We start from the raw sequence: 21,618 nt of genomic DNA on the forward strand, positions 1-21,618 counted from the left end.
TCAGCTCCTCACGAGGGACGCGGCGGCGGGGGCGGGCACACGCTCGGCGAGCGGCACCACCGGCGGCAGCGCCTCCGGCGGCTCACCGAGCAGCACCCGGCGCACGACCCGCTCGGCCGCGCGCCCGTCGTCGAACTCGCAGAACCGCTCCCGGAACACGGCCCGGCGCGCGGCGGACTCCGCGCCCCGGTACTCGCCCTCGCGGAAGATCCGCGCCAGCTCCTCGGGCGTACGGGCCACCGGGCCCGGCGCCTCGGTCATCAGGTCGAAGTACACGCCCCGCGTCTCGCGGTAGACCTCCCAGTCGTCCGCGAACACCACGATCGGGCGGTCCAGGTTGGCGTAGTCGAACATGATCGAGGAGTAGTCCGTGATCAGCGCGTCCGCCGCCAGGCACACGTCCTCGGCCGAGCGGTGCGCGGTGACGTCGATGATCCGGTCCGAACTCCGGGCCGTGCCCCGGTCGTAGAAGTAGTGGGCGCGCAGCAGCACCACCACGTCGTCCCCGGCCGCCTCGCAGAACGCGGCCAGATCCAGGCCGGGCTCGAAGCCGGTGGCGTGATCGCGGTGGGTGGGGGCGTACAGCACCGCCGTGGCGCCCGCGGGGATGCCCAGTTCGCGGCGGACGCGGGCCACGTCGTCGGCGGTCGCCGTCACGTACACGTCGTTGCGTGGATAGCCGTACTCCAACTGCTCGTAGGAGCCGGGGAAGGCGCGCTCCCACATCTGCGTGGAGTGCCGGTTGGACGACAGGTTGTAGTCCCAGCGGTCCACCCGGCCCAGCAGCTTGGTGAAGCTGCCCGACCGCGCGGCCACCACCGGGTACGTCGACTGGTCCACGCCCATCTTCTTCAGCGGGGTGCCGTGCTGGGTCTGCAGATGCGTGCTGCCGGGGCGCTTGACGACACCCTCGGCGAAGTTGGCGTTGTTGATCAGGTACGTGGCGCGGGCCAGTACCTCCCAGTACCGGCGCGAACCGATCACCGCGTACTCCACGCCCTCCGGGACCGTGTGCGCCTGGTCGGCCTCCACCAGGAACACCGAGCGGATGTGCGGGGCGAGTTCGCGGGCCCTGGCGTGGATCGCGGCCGGGTTGCAGGCGTACCCGCGGCCCCAATAGGCGCAGTACACCGCCAGGTTGGGATCGAGCGGGCGGCGCAGGGCGCGGGCGTAGCGCAGCCGGGTGCGCAGCATGCGCGGCTTCGGCAGCCGGCGCGATACCCCGGCGGCCACCCGGTTGGCCCCGCGCAGCGCGCGGAACGGGGTGTACGCGCCCGCCGCCAGCAGCCGGTGCTGCACCCCGAGGCTCCCGCCCGGCACCCGGTACCCGGCCGGGCGGTGCCTGCGGTACAGCCGTCCGGCACGGCGGAAGAACGCCCGGTGGCCCTCCGTGAGCCGCTCGGGGCGGGACGCGGTCTTCAGGACCTGCAGGAAGAGCTGCCCGAACAGGGCCCTGGCCCGCTCGGCCGGGAGCGCGGACTCGGCGGCCCGGCGCAGCACCCGGTCCACCTGGTCCAGGAGGTCGTGCTGGTGCGGTCCGGGCGCGTTCAGCCTGCTGCCCTGGCGCCGGGCCCGGTGCCGGACGACCGGCCGGCGCAGCACCGCGATCCGGCCGGCGGCGACGGTGACCAGACCGCCCCAGCCGAGGTCGGTGAAGTGTCCCTCGGGAAAGGTGAGTCGGTGCTCGACGAGAAAGGAGCGCCGGTAGCAGGCGCTCCACGCGGGGAACTGGACGCCGGTGAGCCAGGGGGCCGCGCCGGGGGCGAAGGCTCCCGTCGGGGCCTTCGCCAGCAGGGGGGCGGCCGGGTTGGCGGGCTCGCCCTCCCACCAGGGCACGCGCTCGTACTCGGCGTGCAGCACGTCGACGCCCGCGGTCTCGGTCAGCCGCTGGTCCAGCGCGGCCAGCGCGCCGGGCAGCAGCAGGTCGTCGCCGTCCAGGAACAGCACGTACCCGCCGCGCGCGGCCCGCAGCCCGGCGTTGCGCGCCCCGCTCAGTCCGGCCGACGGCGGCGAGTTCACCGGGAGCACCCGCCGGTCGCGCTCGGCGTGTCCGGCGGCCACCGCGGCGGCCGGGGCGTCGGGGGAGTCGCAGACCGGGATCAGTTCCAGGTCGCCGAAGGACTGGGCGAGGACCGAGTCGAGGGCCTGCGACAGCCGGCCCGGGACCCCGTGGGAGGGGACGATGATGCTGAAGCGGGGCATGCTGTTCTTTCTGTCGTCTTGCGGACGCGGCCCGGCCGCCCGGCGGGACGCCAGGTGGACGGCCGGGTCGGCGTGGGCCGCGTCGTGCCGAGGGGCATGGAGACTCCCGGAAGGTCCAACGGTGTTCAGCGGCCCTCGGTGACGGGGAGCGGGCCGGAAGGTTGCGGCACGGACGGCAGCGGCGCCCTGACCTGGGCCTCGGCCGCCGACCGCACCGGCCTGCACGCACCGGGCGGCACCGTCTCGGGCAGCCCCGCCGGCCGCCCCAGCACCACATGGCGGACGACGCGCTCGCCCGCGCCGCCGTCGTCGTACGGGCAGAAGCGCTCGCGGAACGCGGCCCGCAGCCGGGCGGAGCGCACCCCGCGCCAGTGGCCGGAGGCGAACACGTCCGCGACCTCCTCCTCGGTGCGGGCCAGTGGGCCGGGAGGGCAGGCGAGCAGGTCGAGGTAGGCGCCCCGGACCGTGCGGAAGGTGTCCCAGTCCCCGGTGTGCAGCACCACCGGGCGGTCGAGCCCGGCGTAGTCGAACATCAGCGGCGAGAAGTCGGTGAGGAGCGCGTCCGAGGCCAGGCACAGGGACGGCAGGTCGGGATGGGCGGAGACGTCGACCAGCCGGGCCCCCGGCGCCGGGGGCTCACCGAGCGGGGCGCGGGTCAGCAGGGTGAAACGGGGTCCGAGCAGGCCGAGCAGCCGGGCGGGGTCCAGCGGCGGGGTCTGGGTGCGCCGGTGGTCGCGGCGCGCGGGCACGTACAGCACGGCGACCGCCCCCTCCGGCACGCCGAGGGACGCGCGCAGCTGGGCCACGTCGGCCGAAGTGGCGTGCTGGAAGGCGTCGTTGCGCGGGCTGCCGTACTCCAGCGTGGTGTAGCCGCCGGGGTGGGCCCGCTCCCAGGTGAGGGTGGAGTGCCGGTTACCGGAGAGGACGTAGTCCCACTGGTCGACCTCGCGCAACTGCCCGGCGAAGTCCGTGCCGTGGGCGGCCGCCGGGCGTTCCTGGAGGTCGAGGCCGGTGTGGCCGAGCGGGGTGCCCTGCCGGGTCTGCACGTAGACCTGGCCGGGGCGCTTGACCAGGCCCGGCCCGAAACCGGCGTTGTGCACCAGGTACTTGGAGCGGGCGAGCGCGGTGAAGTGGGCGGCGGTGCCGGGGCGGCCGAGCCAGGCGGTGCGGATGTGCGGGGCGTGCGCGCGGAACGCGGCCTCCAGGGCGCTCGGGTCGCAGCCCTGGTCGGGGGCGGGGTCGGCGGCGAAGAGGGCGCGGTCGGCGCGCAGGGGGAGAAGCCGCTGCACCCGGTAGTGCAGGCGCAGCAGGACCGCCCGCAGCCAGTGTTTTCCGCGCCCGGCCGAGGCGCGTGCGTGGCGGCGGAGGGCGGCGGCCAGGCGCAGGGTGCGGAAGGTGCGGTGCATGCCGTGCCGGACCAGGGCGCGGCGGAAGCCGGGGGGTACCGGGGTGCCGGGGGCGCGGTGGCGGCGGCAGTGGGCGCGGGCCCGGCGCAGGAACGCCGGGTGGCTGCCGCGCGGGAGGCGGTCCGGGCGGGTGGCGATCGTGGTGAGGTGGTCGAGCATGCGGGCGTACAACTCGGACCGCCAGCGCTCCAGTTCCGGCCGCTCGGTGAGGTGGGCGAAGACCCGGTCGTACTGGTCGAACACGTCGAAGTGGCGGGGGCTGGTGGTGCGTAGGATGCTGCCCCGGCGGCGCTGGCGGTAGTGCACGCAGACCCGGTCGAGCGTGGCGATCGACCCGGCCGCCATCAGCACCGGGAAGGTCCAGGGGGTGTCCTCGTAGTAGCCCGGCGGGAACCGGAAGCCCTCACGGGTGACGAACTCCCTGCGGTACGCCTTGTTCCACGCCACCATCAGCACCCGCAGCAGCCCCGGCCGGCCGGCCAGGGTGAAGGGGGCCGGGCCGTCCTCGGTGAGCCGGTCCGCGAGCCGGTTGCGCAGGGTGGTGCCGTCCCAGTGGGTGCGGGCGTAGTCGAAGACCAGCACGTCCGGCTCGCCGGTCGCCGCGAGGCGGGCCGCGAGGGCGCGCAGGGTGTGCGGGGTGAGGGTGTCGTCACCGTCGAGGAAGAGCAGGTAGTCGCCGCCCGCCTCGTCGACACCGGCGTTGCGGGCGGGACCCAGCCCGGCGTTCTCCGCGAGGTGCAGGGCCTTCACCCGGGGGTCGCGGGCCGCGTACTCGTCGATGATCGCGCCGCAGCCGTCCGGCGAGCGGTCGTCCACCGCGATCAGCTCGAAGTCGGCGTAGGACTGCGAGAGCACCGACTCCAGGCACTCGGCGAGGTACGCCTGGACCTGGTACGCGGGGACGATGACGCTGAACCTGGGCAAGGCACATCCATGGGTCGGTCGGCGCGGGCCTTCTGCCCGGCAACGGCCGCCCAGGTGACTTGGTTACGGCTCCTACGGCATACGGGGGACGCCCGGGGGAGCCGTACGGATTCCCCCGGGCAACACCTGTGCGGACGCGGTTACTTGACCGCTCCCGCCATCACCCCGGACACGAACTGCCGCTGGAAGGCGAAGAACACGGCCAGCGGGATCACCATCGACAGGAACGCGCCGGGCGCGAGCACGTCGATGTTGTTGCCGAACTGCCGTACCTGCGTCTGGAGCGCCACCGTGACCGGCTGGGAGCCGGACTTGGTGAACACCAGCGCCACCAGCATGTCGTTCCACACCCACAGGAACTGGAAGATGCCGAGGCTCGCGATGGCAGGCGCGCCGAGCGGCATCACCACCCGTGCGAACAGCCGGAGTTCGCCCGCGCCGTCCAGCCGGGCCGCCTCCAGCAGCTCGCGCGGGATCTCCGCGAAGAAGTTCCGCAGCAGGAACACCGCGAACGGCAGCCCGAACCCGATGTGGAACAGCACCACGCCCAGGATGGAGCCGAACAGCCCGACCTTGCCGAAGAGTTCGGCGATCGGGATCAGCGCCACCTGCACCGGCACGACCAGCAGCGCGACCACGCCGAGGAACCACCAGTCGCGGCCGGGGAACTCCATCCACGCGAACGCGTAGGCGGCCAGCGAGCCGATCACCACCACGCCGAGCGTCGCCGGGACCGTGATGAGCACGGTGTTGACCAGCGAGTGGGTGATGTCGCCGTTCTCCAGCAGCTTGCCGTAGCTCTCGAAGGTGAGCTTGGACGGCTCTGTGAACACCGTCCACCAGCCGCTCGCGTTCATGTCCTCCGGCGAGCGCAGCGAGGAGATCAGCAGCCCGATGGTCGGCACCAGCCAGAACAGCGCCACCAGGACCAGAAAGAACTGGACCAGCCCGCCGCCCAGCCCCTGAACCAGCCGGGCGCCCAGCGAACGCCGGCCCCGCACGGTGTCCTTCGCGGGCAGCTCGCGCACCCGTCCCGCGCTCTCGGTGTGCGTGCTCATGGCCTGCCCTCCCGCCGCAGCCTGCGGATGTTGAACAGCATCACCGGGATCACCAGCAGCAGCAGGAACACCGCGATGGCGCTGGCCACGCCGGGCCGCCCCTCGGAGAAGCCCTTGCGGTACAGCTCCAGCGCCAGCACGTTCGCGTCGTCCTGGGACGAGCCCGGCGCGATGATGTAGACTAGGTCGAACACCTTCAGCACGTTGATCATCAGCGTGACGGTGACGACCGCGAGCACCGGCGCCAGCAGTGGCACGGTCACCTTGCGGAACACCTGCCACTCACTGGCGCCGTCCACCCGCGCCTGCTCCAGCAGCTCCCTCGGCACCCCCGCGAGCCCCGCCGCGATCAGCACCATGGCGAAGCCCGCCCACATCCAGACGTACGAGCCGATGATCGCCGGGGTGACCAGGGCCGGGCCGAGCCAGTCGACGCCGTTGTACGCCTCCTTGAAGTTGGCCGCCGGAAGCCTGAGCCGAGCCCCGTCCGCCGAGGCGGGCAGGGTGAAGGTGCCGTCCCCGGCCGCCTTCGCCGAGGCCACCACCTTGCCGTCCTTCACGGCCTCGATCCGCATCCCGGCGTACCCGCGCTCGGCCGGGTCCGGGGCGCCGAGCCTGCCGACGCCCTTGCCGCGGGTGAAGTCCTGCCAGACCGTGCCGGTGACCTTCCCCGGCTCCGGCCGGGCGGCGACGGCCCGCCCGGCGTCGTCCGGGAACTGGTCCGGGGCCACGCCCACCATGGGCAGCGCGACCGGGGTGCCCGCCTTCACCGGGTCCTTGGTGACGAAGGCGCCGCCCTGTCCCACCAGCGGCGACTCGCGGCCGGGGTGCGCCTTCGGGAACGCCGACGCCTGGGCGAAGGAGTCGTGCACCCCGACCCACACCGCGTTGGCGACCCCCTTGTCCGGGTCCTGGTCGTACACCAGCCGGAAGATGATCCCGGCGGCCAGCATCGAGATCGCCATCGGCATGAAGACGATCAGCTTGAACGCCGTCCCCCAGCGCACCCGTTCGGTCAGCACGGCGAAGACCAGGCCGAGCGCGGTGGAGACGGTGGGCGCGAACACCACCCAGATCACGTTGTTCTTCAGCGCGGTGCGGATGCCGTCGTCGGTGAACAGCGCCTGGTAGTTGTCGAACCCGGCGAACCGGTCGCCCGAGGAGTCGTAGAGACTGCGGACGACCGAGTACCCGATCGGGTAGAGCACGAGCGCGCCGAGCAGCACCAGGGCCGGCAGCAGGAAGAGCGCCGCCACCACCTTGCGCGTCCCGGTCACGCTCCTGCGGCTCTTCGGCGCGGCCGGGCCCGCAGGGGCGCCGGCCGCCGCTGCCGATGCCATGACCGGATCAGCCCCCGTTCCCGTACGCGGCCGCCGCGTCCTTCTCCAGCCTCGCCTGGGTGCCCGCGACGTCCTTCGGGTTCTTCAGGAAGTCCTGGAGGTCCTTCCACTCGCCCTTGCCGGGCGTGCCGCCGAACGCCTGCGGCGCCTGGTCGGACATGTCGAAGCGGAAGTCGTCGCCGGACTTGATGAGCGCCTTGGCGATGGTGCGCTGGGTCTCGTTCGGGTAGGCCGAGTCCGGCACGTTCTTGTTCGGCGAGAGGTAGCCGCCGAGCTTGGCCTGAACCGTCGCCGCGTCCGGGGACGCCAGGAAGGTCGCCAGCGCCTGGGCGCCCTTGGAGTCCTTCAGGATCACCGCCGCGTCACCGCCGGAGACCACCGGCGCGGTCGAGCCGACCGACGGGAAGGGGAAGACCTTGGCGTCCGCGCCCACCTTCGCCTTGGTCTCACCGATGTTGACCTGCGCGAAGTCGCCCTCGTAGACCATCGCGGCCTTGGGCTGGTCGCCGCCGGTGAAGGTCTGGGTCACCGAGGCCGGGAACTCGGTCTGCAGCGCGCCGTCCGCGCCGCCCGCCACATAGTCCTTCTTGCCCCAGATCTGGGCGAGCGTGGTGAGCGCCTGCTTCACCGAGGGGTCGGTCCACTTGATCTCGTGCTTGGCGAGCTGGTCGTACTTCTCCGGGCCGGCCTGGGAGAGATAGACGTTCTCGAACCAGTCGGTCAGCGTCCAGCCGTCCGCGCCGCCCACCGAGAAGGGGGTCACACCGGAGTCGTACACCGCCTGGGCGGCGGTCAGCAGCTCGGCCCAGGTCTTCGGCTCCTTGGCGCCCGCGTTCTCGAAGACGGGCGCGTTGTACCAGATCAGCGACTTGTTGGCGGCCTTGTAGTAGACGCCGTACGGCTTGCCGTCGACCTTGCCGATGTCCTGCCAGCCCTGCGAGTAGTTCTTCGACAGCTCCTTCACGGCGTCCGGGCCGAGCGGCTTGGCCCACTTCTTGTCGACCGCCTGCTTGATTGCGCCAGGCTGCGGCAGCAGCGCCACGTCCGGCGGCTGCCCGCCCGCGATCTTGGAACCGAGGAAGTTGATGATCGGGTCCTGCGCGGGCACGAACGTCACCTTCGCACCCGTGCGCTTCTCGAACTCCGCCAGCACCTTCTTGAAGTTCGCCTGCTCGGTTCCGGTCCAGACGGCGGCGACCTCGAGTTCCGTGCCGTTCAGCTTCGGCAGGGTCACCGTGGAGCCGGTGGCGCCGCCGCCCTCGTCGGCTTCCTTCTTACCGTCACCGCCGGAGCAGGCGGTGAGCGTCAGTGCCCCCGCCAGCAGCGCGGCGAGGGCGGCTCCGGCCCGCGGTCCTCGAATGGTGTCGCTCGGCTTGCGCATCACTTCCCCGTTCGTCGTTCTCCGTTGAACGCCTGAACTCTGCCTGTGGGCTCCGGTGTACGCCGGGCCGCCCCGGTGCGGCAAGAGCACCCGCAGGGTCCGGCCACGCATCGTGACCGGCTCGTGATCATCGGGGTATGCGTGCCGGCGCCGGTTCGTTGCCGTGCCCCGGTGCTCAGAGCAGCGACGGCACCTGACCCGCCGACACCTGGCGGGCCGCCCGCTCCACCGCGCTCGCCAGCAGGGCCAGGTCGGTGGGGCCGTTGCCCAGCTCGCGCACCGGGCGCCGGGTGGGTGGATCGCCCATCCGCTGCCAGTCCAGCGGCAGTACGGTCGGCCGCTGGGTGGCGGTGCGCGGTATGCGGCCCGTCACCCGGCCGCCCTGCACCCCGGTGACCCGGCCGTCCGGGTACGCCAGCACCCCGCGTCCCGGCGCCGGTTCGCCTTCCGCGCTCCGCTCGGCGGGTCCCGTACCGCGTCCGCCGGAGGGCGCGTCCAGCGTCACCCGCAGAGTGGCCCGCCGCGCCGGTTCCGTCTCCGCCGTACGGCCGCCCGTGCCGGTCGCGGTCACCAGGTGCACGCCGAGCCGCTCGCCCTCACGGGCCACCGCCTCCAGCGCCCGGACCACCGAACCGGCGGCGGGCCGGCCCGGCGAACCCAGCGCCGGGGAGACCAGGGCGTCCAGGTCGTCGACGACCACCACCAGCCGGGGCAGCGGGGGCGCCGCCTCGGTGTGCTGCCGGGCGGCGCCGGGCCGCAGCCGCAGCGTGGAGCTGGGCGGCCCCTCCAGGTCGCCGCTGCCCGGGCCGGGTCCGCCGGGGCGGCGCTGGGCCACCATCCGGCCGGACACCTCGTGCGCGGTGTGCCAGTGCGTGAAGTCGGTCAGCCCGACCAGCTCCGCCCGGCGCTTGAGCTCCGCGCTCAGCGACTGCGCGAACTCCCGCATGCGCACCGGGTCGTTGGCGATCAGATGGGTCGTCACATGCGGTATGTCGGTGCATGAGCGCAGTCCCTCTCCGGCCCCGGCCGCCGTGCCGACGCCGTCGCGGCCGTCGATCAGCACCATGCCGAGCCGGTCCGGGCGCTCGGCGGCGGCCAGCGACGCCACCACCGCCCGCAGCAGCTCCGTACGCCCGCTGCCGGGCGGGCCCTCGACCAGCAGGTGCGGGCCGTCGGCCACCAGGTCGGCGGTGACCGGGCCGCGCGGACCGGCGCCCAGTACCGCGCGGGCCCGGCCGCCCAGCGACTCGGTGTCGTCGGCCGCGTCCGCCCAGCGCGCCATCAGCGAGGCCGGGGTGGCACGGGCCAGCCCCAGTTCGTCCAGCAGCCGGGCCGACAACGGCAGCGGCACCGCCACACGCGTGTGCCGGTCCTCGTCCGGGGCGTCCGGGCGCAGCGGGGCCAGCGCCCGCGCGAACCGCTCCGCCCAGGCGTGCGACACCGCGTCCACGGCGGCGAGGGTGCCCGGTCCCACCGGACCGGTCGGCGCCACCCGCATCAGCCGCAGCGCGGTCGCCACGTCCCCGCTGAGCAGCGCCACCGCGCCGCACTCGCGGAAGGTGGGCGTCGCCGCGCAGGCCGCCTCGTAGGTCTCCGCCAGCGGCGAGGCGGGGGAGGCGGGCACGGTCTCGGCCAGGCATACCACGTGCACCCCGGCGCGCGGCCCGCTCACCGCCAGCCGCGCCACGTCCTCCCGCAGCGCCGAGCCGCCGGGGTCGCCGTCCACCACGACCACCGTGTACGGCCCCGGATGCCCGTCCGGGCCCGGCCGGAAGGAGGCGGGGTCGTTGGACTCGACGCGGCGCAGCAGCTCGCCGGTGCGGGCGGCCGCCTGCTCGCGGTCGTAGGCCAGCAGCAGCCGGCAGTCCTGGCCGTGGCCCGGCCGGACGTGCGGCAGCCAGCCCAGCCAGGACCACTCGGCGGTGCGTTCCTCCACCGGGCGGGCACGGTCCGCGCTGATCAGCACGATCTCCAGCAGGTCCGGCGAGTGCAGCGCGGCCAGCTGCGCCAGCACCGCGCGGGCCAGCCCCGCGAGCCGGGGGCGCGGACCGGCCAGACCCAGGGCGCCCGCCTCGCGCAGCGCGGCCGTCACCGGCACCGCGGGCAGCGCGGAGCCGTCCGGCGCGGTCCGGTCGGCGGTGCCGAGCCGCACGGCCAGGGCCTCGCGGTGCCCCGGACCCCGCTCCCAGAGCCGGGGGCCCGGCCCGAGCGCCGTCAGCAGCAGCGCGGCCGGGTCGGGCCAGGTCTCCGGGCGCCGGAACGCCTCCGGCAGCGCGACGGGGGCCGCCTCGGCGTACGGCGCCTCCTCTGCGGGGAGGTGCTCGCCCCGGCCGCCGGTCAGCTTGCGGGCCCAGGCGCCTATGCCCCGGCGGCGGGCGGGCAGGTCGGTGCCCCGGACGGGGGTGCCCTTACGGGTGGGGGAGTCCAGCTCGTCGGGGTGGGCGTCGTCGGGCCGGTGGCCGGCGTGGGTGTCGTGCTCCCGGTATCCGCCGGTGAGGTGGTCCGGGGCCCGGCTCTCGGTCCGGGGCGCCCGGTCCTGCCCGGGCACGGCGGCCCGCTCCGCGCGCTCGGCGCCGATCCGGCCGGCGGTGCCGTACGCGTGCCCGGTCGGGCCGTCCGGCGCGGCCGGTGCCGGGGCGGCGTCCGGGGCTTTTCGGGAGCGGACTTCCGGGTCCTCCCCGAGGGGCACCCGCACACAGCCCTCGCCGTCCGGCACGGTGCGCACCCGCGCTCCGGGTCCCCCCGAGGGGGTCACCCTGAGCGCGGATTCACCCAGGCGCAGCAGACCGCCCGACGGGAAGCGCAGCGGGCGGCCGGTGACGCGGGCACCGTCCAGCGTGGTGCCGTTGGTGGAGTCGAGGTCGGCGACCGAGACCCGGCCCTCGGCGGTGACCGTGACCGCGCAGTGCAGCCGGGACACGTCCGGGTCGTCCAGGGGCACGTCGGCGTCGGCGGAGCGGCCCACCGTTATCCGGCCGCCGTGCAGCAGATGGACCCCGCCCGCGTCCGGGCCCGCGACCACATGGAGCTGGGTCGGGGCGTCGTCCAGCTCGGGATGCGGCTCCGGGGCCACCGGGGCGCCCAGCGACAGCACCGCGCCGTCGACCAGCGGGGGCTCGCCGAGGGTGTGACGGCGCGGGTCCAGGCGGTCGGTGCCCGCGTACAGCACCACGGAAGCCCCGCCGCCGTCCCGGCCGGCCCCGCTCTCGCCGGTGACCGCCGAGGCCAGCGCGGGTGCCACCGCCGCCAGCTCGGTGCCGGTGGGCGCGGTGACCAGCACGTCGCGCGTCGCGGCGCCGCCCCGCCCCGGGGACGCGCCCTGCGGATCTACGACGGTCAGCCGGATCTGCATCGCCGTCAGCGGTCCCTTCCGCCCGGCCGCGGAGGTCCCCCACTCCGCACGGGCACGTAGGCCAGTACTGCACGCATCCTCGCACCTGTCGCGGCCCTCCCGCCCGCGTCCCGGTACGAAGTGATCTTGATTGCTCAGCTCTGCCCCCAAAAGTGCCTGACCAGTACCGCGGCGGCGATCACTTGAGATCGGTCACGTACCGGAAGGGGCAACCGGCGGACCGAGGTGAGCGTCTTTCCACCGAACATGTGCCGGAAGCCGCACGTAGTACTCAGGGGGCGGCTTCCGGAGCGGCCACTACAGTGGTCGGAACGCCGGAACACCCCGGCGGCAATCGGCGAACAAGCAGCAGGGAGCGCGTGACGTGCGGCCAGTCGGCAGCAAGTACCTGCTCGAGGAGCCGCTCGGGCGCGGCGCCACGGGCACCGTCTGGCGCGCCCGCCAGCGGGAGACGGCGGGCGCCGAGGCGGCCGTGGCGGGCCAGCCCGGCGAGACGGTCGCCATCAAGGTCCTCAAGGAGGAGCTGGCGAGCGACCCGGACATCGTGATGCGCTTCCTGCGCGAGCGCTCCGTACTCCTCCGGCTCACCCACCCCAACATCGTCCGGGTCCGCGACCTGGTCGTCGAGGGCGACCTGCTGGCGCTCGTCATGGACCTCGTCGAGGGCCCCGACCTGCACCGCTACCTGCGCGAGAACGGCACCTTCTCGCCCGTCGCCGCCTCCCTGCTCACCGCCCAGGTCGCCGACGCGCTCGCCGCCAGCCACGCCGACGGCGTCGTCCACCGCGACCTGAAGCCCGCCAACGTGCTGCTGCGCCAGTACGACGGCCGGATGCACCCGATGCTGACCGACTTCGGCATCGCCCGGCTGGCCGACTCACCCGGTCTGACCCGCACCCACGAGTTCGTCGGCACCCCCGCCTACGTCGCCCCGGAGTCCGCCGAGGGTCGCCCGCAGACCTCCGCCGTCGACGTCTACGGCGCCGGCATCCTGCTGTACGAGCTGGTCACCGGGCGTCCGCCGTTCTCCGGCGCCACCGCCCTGGAGGTGCTGCACCAGCACCTCAGCGCCGAGCCGCGCCGCCCCTCCACCGTCCCCGACCCGCTGTGGACGGTGATAGAGCGCTGCCTGCGCAAGAACCCCGGGGAACGGCCCAGCGCCGAGAACCTCGCCCGCGCCCTGCGCGTGGTCGCCGAGGGCGTCGGGGTGCACGCCAACCCCGCGCAGATCGCCGCGGCCGAGGGCGTCGCCGCCCTCCTCGCGCCCGACCCCGCCCCGGCCCCCGTACCGGACGTGCCCGGCGCCTCCGACGCCACCCAGGTGCTGCCCCCGAACACCGCCCGGGCGGCCTACGACCCCAACGCGGCCACCAGCTTCCTGCCGCACACCGCGGGCCCGCAGGGCGCCGCCGACCCGACCACCGTCCTCCCGAGCACCGGCGCCGCCGACCCCACCACGGTCATGCCGCCGGTGCCGCAGGGCCAGCCGGGCCAGTACGACCCGCAGGACCCCTACGGGCAGAACCAGCAGAACGCGCAGAATCCGGACCAGCCGCACCCCTGGCAGACCCAGCTCCGCGCGGCCCGCGACCGCAACGAGCAGACCCAGGTCCAGTACCTCGACCCGGACGAGGACCCGCTGCGCCGCCGCCCCCAGCGGCAGGCCGCCCGCCCGCAGCACCAGCCGCAGCAGCCCCGCCGGCAGCAGCCGCAGCAGCGTCCGGCGCCCCGGCGCTCGACCCCGCAGCCGCAGCAGTACTCCCCGCCGCCGCAGCCACAGCGCTACGCCCCCGAGCCGCAGCGGCCCGCGCGCGAGCCCCGCCCGCCCCGGCAGCGCGGCGCCAACCCGATGAAGATCCCCGGCCTGGGCTGCCTCAAGGGATGCCTCTTCACGATCGTCATCCTGGTCGTGGCGAGCTGGCTGATCTGGGAGCTGACCCCGCTGCACACCTGGGTCGGCCAGGGCAAGGGCTACTGGGACCAGCTCAGCGAGTGGGCCGGCTCCGTAACCGACTGGTTCAAGAGCCTGGACAGTTCCTCCGGCGGCAACTGAACGGCTGCTCGCGGAGCCGGTTCTGGGGACTTGTCGACACCCAGCGGGTGATTTCCGGCTCCGCGGTGAAGGTGACCCCCGTGGGCGCGTAGTTTTGTCGACCCGGGGCAACACGCGTCTGTGGGAGCAGTCTTGGCACGGAAGATCGGCAGCCGGTACACCGCCAACCAGATCCTGGGGCGGGGCAGCGCCGGGACAGTGTGGCTGGGCGAGGGACCGGACGGGCCCGTCGCCATCAAGATGCTGCGCGAGGACCTCGCCTCCGACCAGGAGCTGGTCGGACGCTTCGTGCAGGAGCGGACCGCGCTGCTGGGACTCGAGCACCCGCACATCGTGACCGTGCGGGACCTCGTGGTCGACGGCAACGACCTCGCCCTGGTCATGGACATCGTGCGCGGCACCGACCTGCGCACCCGCCTGGAGCGCGAGCGCCGGCTCGCGCCCGAGGCCGCGGTGGCGATCGTCGCCGACGTCGCGGACGGGCTCGCCGCCGCGCACGCGGCCGGGGTCGTCCACCGGGACGTCAAGCCGGAGAACATCCTGCTCGACATGCGCGGCCCGCTCGGCCCCGGCGGCGCCCACCCGGCGCTGCTCACCGACTTCGGCGTGGCCAAGCTCATCGACTCGCCCCGGCGCACGCGTGCCACGAAGATCATCGGCACCCCGGACTACCTCGCCCCCGAGATCGTCGAGGGCCTGCCCCCGCGCGCGGCCGTCGACATCTACGCCCTCGCCACGGTCCTGTACGAGCTGCTCGCCGGCTTCACCCCCTTCGGCGGCGGCCACCCCGGCGCGGTGCTGCGCCGGCACGTCACCGAGACCGTCGTGCCGCTGCCCGGCATCCCCGAGGAGCTGTGGCAGCTCATCGTCCAGTGCCTCGCCAAGGGCCCCGCCTCCCGGCTGCGCGCCTCCGAACTCGCCGCCCGGCTGCGGGAACAGCTCCCCAGCCTCGCGGGCATCCCCCCGCTGGAGGTCGACGAGCCCGACCCCGAGGCGGCCCCCGAGGAGCCCCCCGCCCCCCTCCCGTCCGGCGAGCCGGTCCGCCGCCGGGGTGCCGTCTCCCTGGTCCCCGGCCCCAAGCCCGACTCCAACCGCGACACCCACACCTCCATGCGCGTCCCGGCCCCCGACGAGCTGGCCGGCGGAGCCCACGGCACAGCCCGCGCCCCCCGCACCCCCGGCGCCCCCCGCCCCGGCTCGGCCCGCCACCGGGCCGCTGCCCGGCGCCGCCGGATCACGTTGACCGTGGCCGGGGTCCTGCTGGCGGCAGCGGTGGGAGCGGGCGCCTGGGCGGCGACGAGCGGAGGGGACGAGACTCCGCCTCCGGCAGGGAGCAGCACGTCGGCACCGTGAAGCCCAGGTCAGGCATATTCAGCCCGTCCGGCGTTTGAGGACGAGGCCCCTTGTGGGCCGACAGCGGGGGTCCGGGGGCGGCAGCCCCTGGTACGCGCCCCGCAGCACCTCGCACCATCGTGGGCCAGACCGTCGGAGACCTCCGCACCCGGCGGAGCCGTTACGCTGGGGGCGTGGCAGTCGTCGATGTATCCGAAGAGCTGAAGTCCCTCTCCTCGACCATGGAGTCGATCGAGGCCGTCCTGGACCTCGACAAGCTGAGGGCAGACATCGCCGTGCTCGAGGAGCAGGCGGCCGCGCCGTCCCTCTGGGACAACCCGGACGAGGCGCAGAAGATCACCAGCAAGCTCTCCCACCTCCAGGCCGAGGTCAGGAAGGCCGAGGGGCTGCGCGGCCGGATCGACGATCTCGCCGTGCTCTTCGAGATGGCCGAGGAGGAGGACGACCCGGACACCCTCGCCGAGGCGGAGTCCGAGCTGGTCGCGGTGAAGAAGGCGCTGGACGAGATGGAGGTCCGTACCCTCCTGTCCGGTGAGTACGACTCCCGCGAGGCGCTGGTCAACATCCGCGCCGAGGCGGGCGGCGTCGACGCCGCCGACTTCGCCGAGCAGCTCCAGCGCATGTACCTCCGCTGGGCCGAGCGGCACGGCTACAAGACGGAGATCTACGAGACGTCGTACGCCGAAGAGGCCGGCATCAAGTCGACCACCTTCGCCGTCCAGATCCCGTACGCGTACGGCACGCTCTCGGTCGAGCAGGGCACGCACCGCCTGGTGCGCATCTCGCCGTTCGACAACCAGGGCCGCCGCCAGACCTCCTTCGCGGGTGTCGAGGTGCTCCCGGTCGTGGAGCAGACCGACCACGTCGAGATCGACGAGTCGGACCTGCGCATCGACGTGTACCGCTCCTCGGGCCCCGGCGGCCAGGGCGTGAACACCACGGACTCCGCGGTCCGCCTGACCCACCTGCCCACCGGCATCGTGGTCTCCTGCCAGAACGAGCGCTCGCAGATCCAGAACAAGGCCACGGCGATGAACGTCCTCCAGGCCAAGCTGCTGGAGCGCCAGCGGCAGGAGGAGCGCGCCAAGATGGACGCCCTCAAGGGCGACGGCGGCAGCTCCTGGGGCAACCAGATGCGGTCGTACGTCCTGCACCCCTACCAGATGGTCAAGGACCTGCGCACCGAGTTCGAGGTCGGCAACCCGCAGTCCGTGCTCGACGGTGAGATCGACGGCTTCCTGGAGGCCGGAATTCGCTGGCGCAAGCAGCAGGAGAAGTAAGTTTGTCGACATGACAACCTCTCGCAACTGCCGTCCACTGGGCGGCAGTTGTTTTATGTGTGGGGCTTAGGTCACAGTCACATCAACCAACTCCCGCCAAACGCACCTCCCATGGGACATTGCGCCCGCAACGGCCTTGACGTTGCTTAAAAAAATGGGAAAGGTGAAGCGCGGCATGCGTATCCGTGGGGCGCATGTGAACCGGGGGAACGGGAGAGCGCCAGGTGCCGGCCGAGGGCCGGAACCGGTGTCGTCAGCTACCTCCGTCGAGCACGGGCCGCCCCACGCGCCGCCACATCGACAACAGCTACTGGGGGTAGCAACCATATGACGAAGAAGACGCGCGTCCGCGTCGCACGTATAGCCGCCGGCGCCGTGATGGCCGCCGGCGCCTCGCTGATGGTGGCCGGCGTGGCCTCCGCCGACCCGGGCCCCGATCCCGACCCGACCTGTGGCGTCCTCGTCACCTGCACCGACCCGGACCCCGGCACGGTCGGCGGCGGCGACTCCTCCGGCGGTGACACCACCGGTGGCGACACGACCGGCGGGGACACCACCGGTGGTGACACGACCGGCGGCGACGTCAGCATCGGCGGGGTCATCGGCGGCGTGATCGGCGGCGGCGACTCCTCCGGTGGTGACACCACGGGCGGTGACACCGGCGGCGACACCACGGGTGGTGACACGACCGGCGGTTCCACCACGACGGGCGGCGGCTCCACCACGGGCGGCTCGACCACGACCGGCGGCGGCTCGACGACCGGTGGCGGCTCGACGACCGGTGGCGGTTCGACGACCGGCGGCGGTTCCACGGGCGGCTCCTCCACCACGGGTGGCTCCACCGCCGGTGGGTCCACCACGGGCGGTGACGAGTCCACCGGCGGCACCTCCGGCGGTTCCACCAACGGCGGTGGCTCCGCCACGGGCGGCGGTGACACCACCGGCGGCACCACCCCCGACGGCGGCAACGACAACGTCTCCCAGGAGGAGGGCACCTCCGCCCTCACCGACACCGGCTCGGACACCACCGCGCAGCAGACCGGGAACGGCAAGCAGCTGGCCGAGACCGGCGCGGGGGAGACCACGTTCCTGCTGGTCGGCGCCGCGACGATGATCGCGGGCGGCGTCGCCTTCCGCGTCCTGCCGCGCCTGGCGGGCAACCGCGGCGGCACGGCCGCCTGAGGGTAGCTGAAACGTCACCCCCCGCAACGCGAGCGGGGAAAGGGAAGGGCCCGGAGCACCCGCTCCGGGCCCTTCCTCGTGTCCTTGGGAGACCTAGACGGTCTGGTGCGCCAGCAGCGCCGTCAGCGCGATCAGCACCACCAGCAGCGCGACCAGTGCCGCCGGGCTCACCCCGCCCAGGAACCCCGCCTGCTGCTGGAGCCGCTCACGGCTCGCCCGGCACACCGGACAGCGGCCCTCACTCACGGGCGCCGCGCAGTTCGCGCACACCAACCGGTCGTACGTCATGCGCTCGCCCTCCTCGTGCCAGGCCCTCAACCCCGTACAACGCCGACGGGAACGAGAACGTTCCCCCTCCACTCTGCCAGGTTCCCCCCGAAAGAGCGCGGGCGCTCCGGAAAGCGGGGAGAGCCGCCCGTGCGACCGCCCGTACAAAAACACACAAGTCTCTCCCAACGCGACCGGGTCCTGCGTAGGCGCTCCCGGTTCGCGTATGGTCACGCTCATCATCCCCCGGCGACCCGTGGTGCATCCGTGATCCGATTCGACAGTGTCTCCAAGGTCTACCCCAAGCAGACCCGCCCCGCCCTCAGGGAGGTGTCCCTGGAAGTGGAGAAGGGCGAGTTCGTCTTCCTCGTGGGGTCGTCCGGCTCCGGCAAGTCGACCTTCCTCAGGCTGGTGCTCCGCGAGGAGCGCTGCAGCCACGGCCAGGTGCACGTCCTCGGCAAGGACCTCGCCCGGCTGTCCAACTGGAAGGTGCCGCAGATGCGCCGCCAGCTCGGGACGGTCTTCCAGGACTTCCGCCTGCTGCCCAACAAGACGGTCGCGGAGAACGTGGCCTTCGCGCAGGAGGTCATCGGCAAGTCCCGCGGCGAGATCCGCAAGTCCGTGCCCCAGGTGCTCGACCTCGTCGGGCTCGGCGGCAAGGAGGACCGCATGCCGGGCGAGCTGTCCGGTGGTGAGCAGCAACGCGTCGCCATCGCGCGGGCGTTCGTCAACCGGCCCAAGCTGCTGATCGCCGACGAGCCCACCGGCAACCTCGACCCGCAGACCTCCGTCGGCATCATGAAGCTGCTCGACCGCATCAACCGGACGGGCACCACCGTCATCATGGCGACGCACGACCAGAACATCGTGGACCAGATGCGCAAGCGCGTCATCGAGCTGGAGAAGGGCCGCCTCGTACGCGACCAGGCCCGCGGCGTCTACGGCTACCAGCACTGAAGCAAGTTCACGACGGAAAGGCTTGACCAGACGCCATGCGCGCCCAGTTCGTCATGTCGGAGATCGGTGTCGGTCTCCGCCGCAACCTGACGATGACCTTCGCCGTCATCGTCTCCGTCGCCCTGTCCCTGGCCCTCTTCGGCGGCTCCCTGATGATGAGCGACCAGGTGAGCACCATGAAGGGCTACTGGTACGACAAGGTCAACGTCTCGATCTTCCTCTGCAACAAGAGCGACGCCCAGTCGGACGTCAACTGCGCCAAGGGCGCCGCCACCGAGGACCAGAAGAAGCAGATCCAGGCCGACCTCGGCAAGATGTCCTCCATCGTGGAGAAGGTCACCTACGAGTCGCAGGACACCGCCTACAAGCACTACAAGGAGCAGTTCGGCAACTCCCCGCTGGCCAGCTCGCTGACGCCGGACCAGATGCAGGAGTCGTACCGGATCAAGCTCAAGGACCCGCAGAAGTACCAGGTGATCGCCACCGCGTTCAACGGACGTGCCGGTGTGCAGTCGGTGCAGGACCAGCGGAGCATCCTCGACAACCTCTTCCAGCTGCTCAACCTGATGAACCGGGCCGCGCTGTTCCTGATGGCGCTGATGCTGTTCGTCGCGCTGCTGCTGATCGTCAACACCGTGCGGGTGTCCGCGTTCAGCCGCCGCCGCGAGACCGGGATCATGCGGCTGGTCGGCGCCTCCGGGTTCTACATCCAGGCGCCGTTCATCATGGAGGCCGCGGTCGCCGGACTCATCGGCGGCAGCCTCGCGTGCGTCTTCCTGGTGCTGGGCCGGTACTTCACGATCGACCACGGCATGGCCCTCTCCAGCAAGCTCACGCTGATCAACTTCATCGGCTGGGACTCGGTGTTGACCAAGCTGCCGCTGATCCTCGCGACCAGCGTGCTGATGCCTTCGCTGGCGGCGTTCTTCGCGTTGCGCAAGTACCTGAAGGTGTGACACATGCCAAGAGGGCCGTACAGGCATCCGTCTGTACGGCCCTTCGCGTTGTCCTAGACTCACCGCCATGTCAGGCAACGCCCTGTTCCGCCAGCCCCGCCGCAAACGCCGTGGGGCCGCCCTGACATTGGTGTTCGCCGGAGCGCTCACCGCGGGGGCCGTCACGGGCTCCCTGCCGGACACCGCGCAGGCCCGCCGTCTGGACGCCAACGCCCAGTCGGCCGAGGGCAGTCGGGCCACCGGCAAGCCCCGCCCCGAGGATGTCCGCCGGGCCGCCGCCGAGGCGATGGCGAAGGGCGAGTCGCCCACCGAGGCCGCCGAACAGGCCGTCAGCCGCAGCGGGGACCGCTGGGCCGCCGTCTACTCCGAGGACGAGTACGCCGAGTTCCGTGACGCCCTGGACGGCGAGTACACCGGCGTCGGACTGTGGGCCAGGCGCGCCCGCGACGGGCAGGTCACCGTGAGCCGCGTACGGTCCCACTCGCCCGCCGCCGACGCGGGCATCCGCAAGGGCGACCGGCTGCGCAGCGTCGACGGGCGCGGGGTCGACGGCCGCCCGGTCACCGAGGTGGTCTCCCTGCTGCGCGGCGACGCCGAGGACGCCGCCGCCGGCACCCCGGTCACCGTCGGCATCCAGCGCGGCGCCGACTCCTGGTCCCGCACCCTGCACCGGGCCCGGCTCTCCACCGACCCGGTGACCGTCACCGACCCGGTCGCCGGGGTCGTCGTGGTCCGGGTGTCCGCCTTCACCAAGGGCTCCGCCAAGGCCGTACGGGACGCCGTCGGGCGCGCCCCCGCCGGCAGCGGTGTCGTGCTCGACCTGCGCGGCAACTCCGGCGGCCTGGTCACCGAGGCCGTCGCCACCGCCTCCTGCTTCCTCGACGGCGGCCTGGTCGCCACCTACGACGTGGACGGCGCCCAGCGTGCCCTGCACGCGGCCTCCGGCGGCGACACCGCCCGCCCGCTGGTCACCCTGGTCGACGGCGGCACGATGAGCGCGGCCGAGTTGCTGACCGGCGCCCTCCAGGACCGGGGCCGGGCCGTGGTGATCGGCTCGCGCACCTTCGGCAAGGGCTCGGTCCAGATGCCGACCACGCTGCCGGACGGCTCGGTGGCCGAGCTGACCGTCGGCCACTACCGCACCCCCTCCGGCCACGCCGTGGACGGCCGGGGCATCACCCCGGACCTGGAGCCGGGCCCGAGTGCCCTGAAGCGCGCGGAAACGGTCCTCACCGGGCTGGGCGACCCCCGATAGCCCCCTGACCTCACCCCTAATCCGCTTCCCTTCGCCCCCCTCCATGGTGCGAAAATGGGCGGCACTATGAGCAAGGGAATGTACGTACCGAAGGAGTCCCAGCCCAAGCAGGGCGGGGCGGCCTCCGCCAAGGGCAAGGTCAAGGACGGCAAGCGCAAGCTCGTCGCCCAGAACAAGAAGGCCCGGCACGACTACGCGATCATCGACACCTACGAGGCCGGGATCGTGCTGTCCGGCACCGAGGTGAAGTCGCTGCGCCAGGGCCGGGCCTCGCTGACGGACGGTTTCGTCCAGATCGACGGGAACGAGGCGTGGCTGCACAACGCCCACATCCCCGAGTACAGCCAGGGCACCTGGACCAACCACGCCGTGCGCCGCAAGCGCAAGCTGCTGCTGCACCGCGAGGAGATCGACAAGCTGGAGGCGAAGTCCCAGGAGACGGGCCACACCATCGTGCCCCTCGCCCTGTACTTCAAGGACGGCCGTGCCAAGGCGGAGATCGCGCTGGCACGAGGCAAGAAGGAGTACGACAAGCGGCAGACCCTGCGCGAGAAGCAGGACCGGCGCGAGTCGGACCGGGCCATCGCGGCCGCCAAGCGCAAGCAGCGCGGCGTCTGACGGGGCCCGCGGGAATAGGCTGGCACACTCCCGC

Annotated in this window: 15 protein-coding genes; 8 read left to right on the forward strand and 7 right to left on the reverse strand. The window is 73.1% G+C overall.

What is annotated here, in order from left to right; translation table 11 throughout:
• The 6 genes from E5082_RS25390 to E5082_RS25415 all read right to left on the reverse strand — a co-directional run bounded on the left by E5082_RS25390 (position 1) and on the right by E5082_RS25415 (position 11,663).
• Positions 1-2,202 carry a bifunctional glycosyltransferase/CDP-glycerol:glycerophosphate glycerophosphotransferase gene (locus E5082_RS25390; protein WP_135793589.1) on the reverse strand — a complete coding sequence of 734 codons (2,202 nt, stop codon included), beginning with the start codon at positions 2,200-2,202 and terminating at the stop codon, positions 1-3.
• Between the two features lie 125 nt (positions 2,203-2,327).
• Entirely contained in the window at positions 2,328-4,532 is a 2,205-nt protein-coding gene (locus tag E5082_RS25395) for a bifunctional glycosyltransferase/CDP-glycerol:glycerophosphate glycerophosphotransferase (RefSeq protein ID WP_135793590.1), read from the reverse strand.
• A 140-nt stretch (positions 4,533-4,672) separates the two neighbouring features.
• Positions 4,673-5,590 (reverse strand): carbohydrate ABC transporter permease, encoded by a 918-nt coding sequence (locus tag E5082_RS25400; protein ID WP_086689957.1) that lies wholly within the window; start codon positions 5,588-5,590, stop codon positions 4,673-4,675.
• Complete coding sequence (locus tag E5082_RS25405; protein WP_190045387.1) at positions 5,587-6,930, reverse strand: carbohydrate ABC transporter permease; 1,344 nt, start codon at positions 6,928-6,930, stop codon at positions 5,587-5,589. Before E5082_RS25405 ends, E5082_RS25400 begins: the two co-directional genes overlap by 4 nt.
• Positions 6,931-6,937: 7 nt before the next feature.
• Positions 6,938-8,311, reverse strand: coding sequence for an ABC transporter substrate-binding protein (locus tag E5082_RS25410; protein WP_135793592.1), 1,374 nt, complete (start codon positions 8,309-8,311; stop codon positions 6,938-6,940).
• Positions 8,312-8,486: 175 nt separating this feature from the next.
• The gene (locus E5082_RS25415; RefSeq protein ID WP_135793593.1) at positions 8,487-11,663 is read right to left on the reverse strand and encodes an FtsK/SpoIIIE domain-containing protein; all 3,177 of its coding nucleotides are present in this window, start codon (positions 11,661-11,663) and stop codon (positions 8,487-8,489) included.
• Between the two features lie 364 nt (positions 11,664-12,027).
• Between E5082_RS25415 and E5082_RS25420 the strand changes: the two genes are divergently transcribed.
• The 4 genes from E5082_RS25420 to E5082_RS25435 all read left to right on the forward strand — a co-directional run bounded on the left by E5082_RS25420 (position 12,028) and on the right by E5082_RS25435 (position 17,531).
• Positions 12,028-13,716 (forward strand): serine/threonine-protein kinase, encoded by a 1,689-nt coding sequence (locus tag E5082_RS25420; RefSeq protein WP_135793594.1) that lies wholly within the window; start codon positions 12,028-12,030, stop codon positions 13,714-13,716.
• A 132-nt stretch (positions 13,717-13,848) separates the two neighbouring features.
• The gene (locus E5082_RS25425) at positions 13,849-15,069 is read left to right on the forward strand and encodes a serine/threonine-protein kinase (protein WP_135793595.1); all 1,221 of its coding nucleotides are present in this window, start codon (positions 13,849-13,851) and stop codon (positions 15,067-15,069) included.
• 173 nt (positions 15,070-15,242) lie between these two features.
• Positions 15,243-16,349, forward strand: a complete 1,107-nt coding sequence (prfB, locus tag E5082_RS25430; protein ID WP_135788719.1) for a peptide chain release factor 2 — start codon at positions 15,243-15,245, stop codon at positions 16,347-16,349.
• 327 nt (positions 16,350-16,676) lie between these two features.
• Positions 16,677-17,531 carry an LPXTG cell wall anchor domain-containing protein gene (locus tag E5082_RS25435; protein WP_135793596.1) on the forward strand — a complete coding sequence of 285 codons (855 nt, stop codon included), beginning with the start codon at positions 16,677-16,679 and terminating at the stop codon, positions 17,529-17,531.
• Between the two features lie 93 nt (positions 17,532-17,624).
• Here the strand turns inward: E5082_RS25435 and E5082_RS25440 are convergent, their stop codons facing one another.
• Entirely contained in the window at positions 17,625-17,819 is a 195-nt protein-coding gene (locus tag E5082_RS25440; protein WP_030810994.1) for a hypothetical protein, read from the reverse strand.
• Between the two features lie 246 nt (positions 17,820-18,065).
• Here E5082_RS25440 and ftsE point away from each other — a divergent pair, with 246 nt between their 5' ends.
• The 4 genes from ftsE to smpB all read left to right on the forward strand — a co-directional run bounded on the left by ftsE (position 18,066) and on the right by smpB (position 21,584).
• Positions 18,066-18,755, forward strand: a complete 690-nt coding sequence (ftsE, locus tag E5082_RS25445; protein ID WP_030810993.1) for a cell division ATP-binding protein FtsE — start codon at positions 18,066-18,068, stop codon at positions 18,753-18,755.
• Between the two features lie 35 nt (positions 18,756-18,790).
• Entirely contained in the window at positions 18,791-19,711 is a 921-nt protein-coding gene (gene ftsX, locus E5082_RS25450) for a permease-like cell division protein FtsX (RefSeq protein WP_030810990.1), read from the forward strand.
• 67 nt (positions 19,712-19,778) lie between these two features.
• Positions 19,779-20,966 carry a S41 family peptidase gene (locus E5082_RS25455; protein WP_190045386.1) on the forward strand — a complete coding sequence of 396 codons (1,188 nt, stop codon included), beginning with the start codon at positions 19,779-19,781 and terminating at the stop codon, positions 20,964-20,966.
• A gap of 66 nt (positions 20,967-21,032) precedes the next feature.
• Entirely contained in the window at positions 21,033-21,584 is a 552-nt protein-coding gene (gene smpB, locus E5082_RS25460; RefSeq protein WP_086694467.1) for an SsrA-binding protein SmpB, read from the forward strand.
• The last annotated feature ends 34 nt before the right edge of the window (positions 21,585-21,618 follow it).

Source organism: Streptomyces griseoluteus, from assembly GCF_004784465.1.
GTDB classification, from domain to species: domain Bacteria; phylum Actinomycetota; class Actinomycetes; order Streptomycetales; family Streptomycetaceae; genus Streptomyces; species Streptomyces griseoluteus.

What these genes read in the sequence shown, in the direction of transcription:
- E5082_RS25390 (WP_135793589.1), bottom strand. Translation starts at nt 2,202, where the DNA reads ATGCCCCGCTTCAGCATCATCGTCCCCTCCCACGGGGTCCCGGGCCGG.
- E5082_RS25400 (WP_086689957.1), bottom strand. Translation starts at nt 5,590, where the DNA reads ATGAGCACGCACACCGAGAGCGCGGGACGGGTGCGCGAGCTGCCCGCG.
- E5082_RS25405 (WP_190045387.1), bottom strand. Translation starts at nt 6,930, where the DNA reads ATGGCATCGGCAGCGGCGGCCGGCGCCCCTGCGGGCCCGGCCGCGCCG.
- E5082_RS25410 (WP_135793592.1), bottom strand. Translation starts at nt 8,311, where the DNA reads ATGCGCAAGCCGAGCGACACCATTCGAGGACCGCGGGCCGGAGCCGCC.
- E5082_RS25415 (WP_135793593.1), bottom strand. Translation starts at nt 11,663, where the DNA reads ATGCAGATCCGGCTGACCGTCGTAGATCCGCAGGGCGCGTCCCCGGGG.
- E5082_RS25435 (WP_135793596.1), top strand. Translation starts at nt 16,677, where the DNA reads ATGACGAAGAAGACGCGCGTCCGCGTCGCACGTATAGCCGCCGGCGCC.
- E5082_RS25440 (WP_030810994.1), bottom strand. Translation starts at nt 17,819, where the DNA reads ATGACGTACGACCGGTTGGTGTGCGCGAACTGCGCGGCGCCCGTGAGT.
- ftsX (WP_030810990.1), top strand. Translation starts at nt 18,791, where the DNA reads ATGCGCGCCCAGTTCGTCATGTCGGAGATCGGTGTCGGTCTCCGCCGC.
- E5082_RS25455 (WP_190045386.1), top strand. Translation starts at nt 19,779, where the DNA reads ATGTCAGGCAACGCCCTGTTCCGCCAGCCCCGCCGCAAACGCCGTGGG.
- smpB (WP_086694467.1), top strand. Translation starts at nt 21,033, where the DNA reads ATGAGCAAGGGAATGTACGTACCGAAGGAGTCCCAGCCCAAGCAGGGC.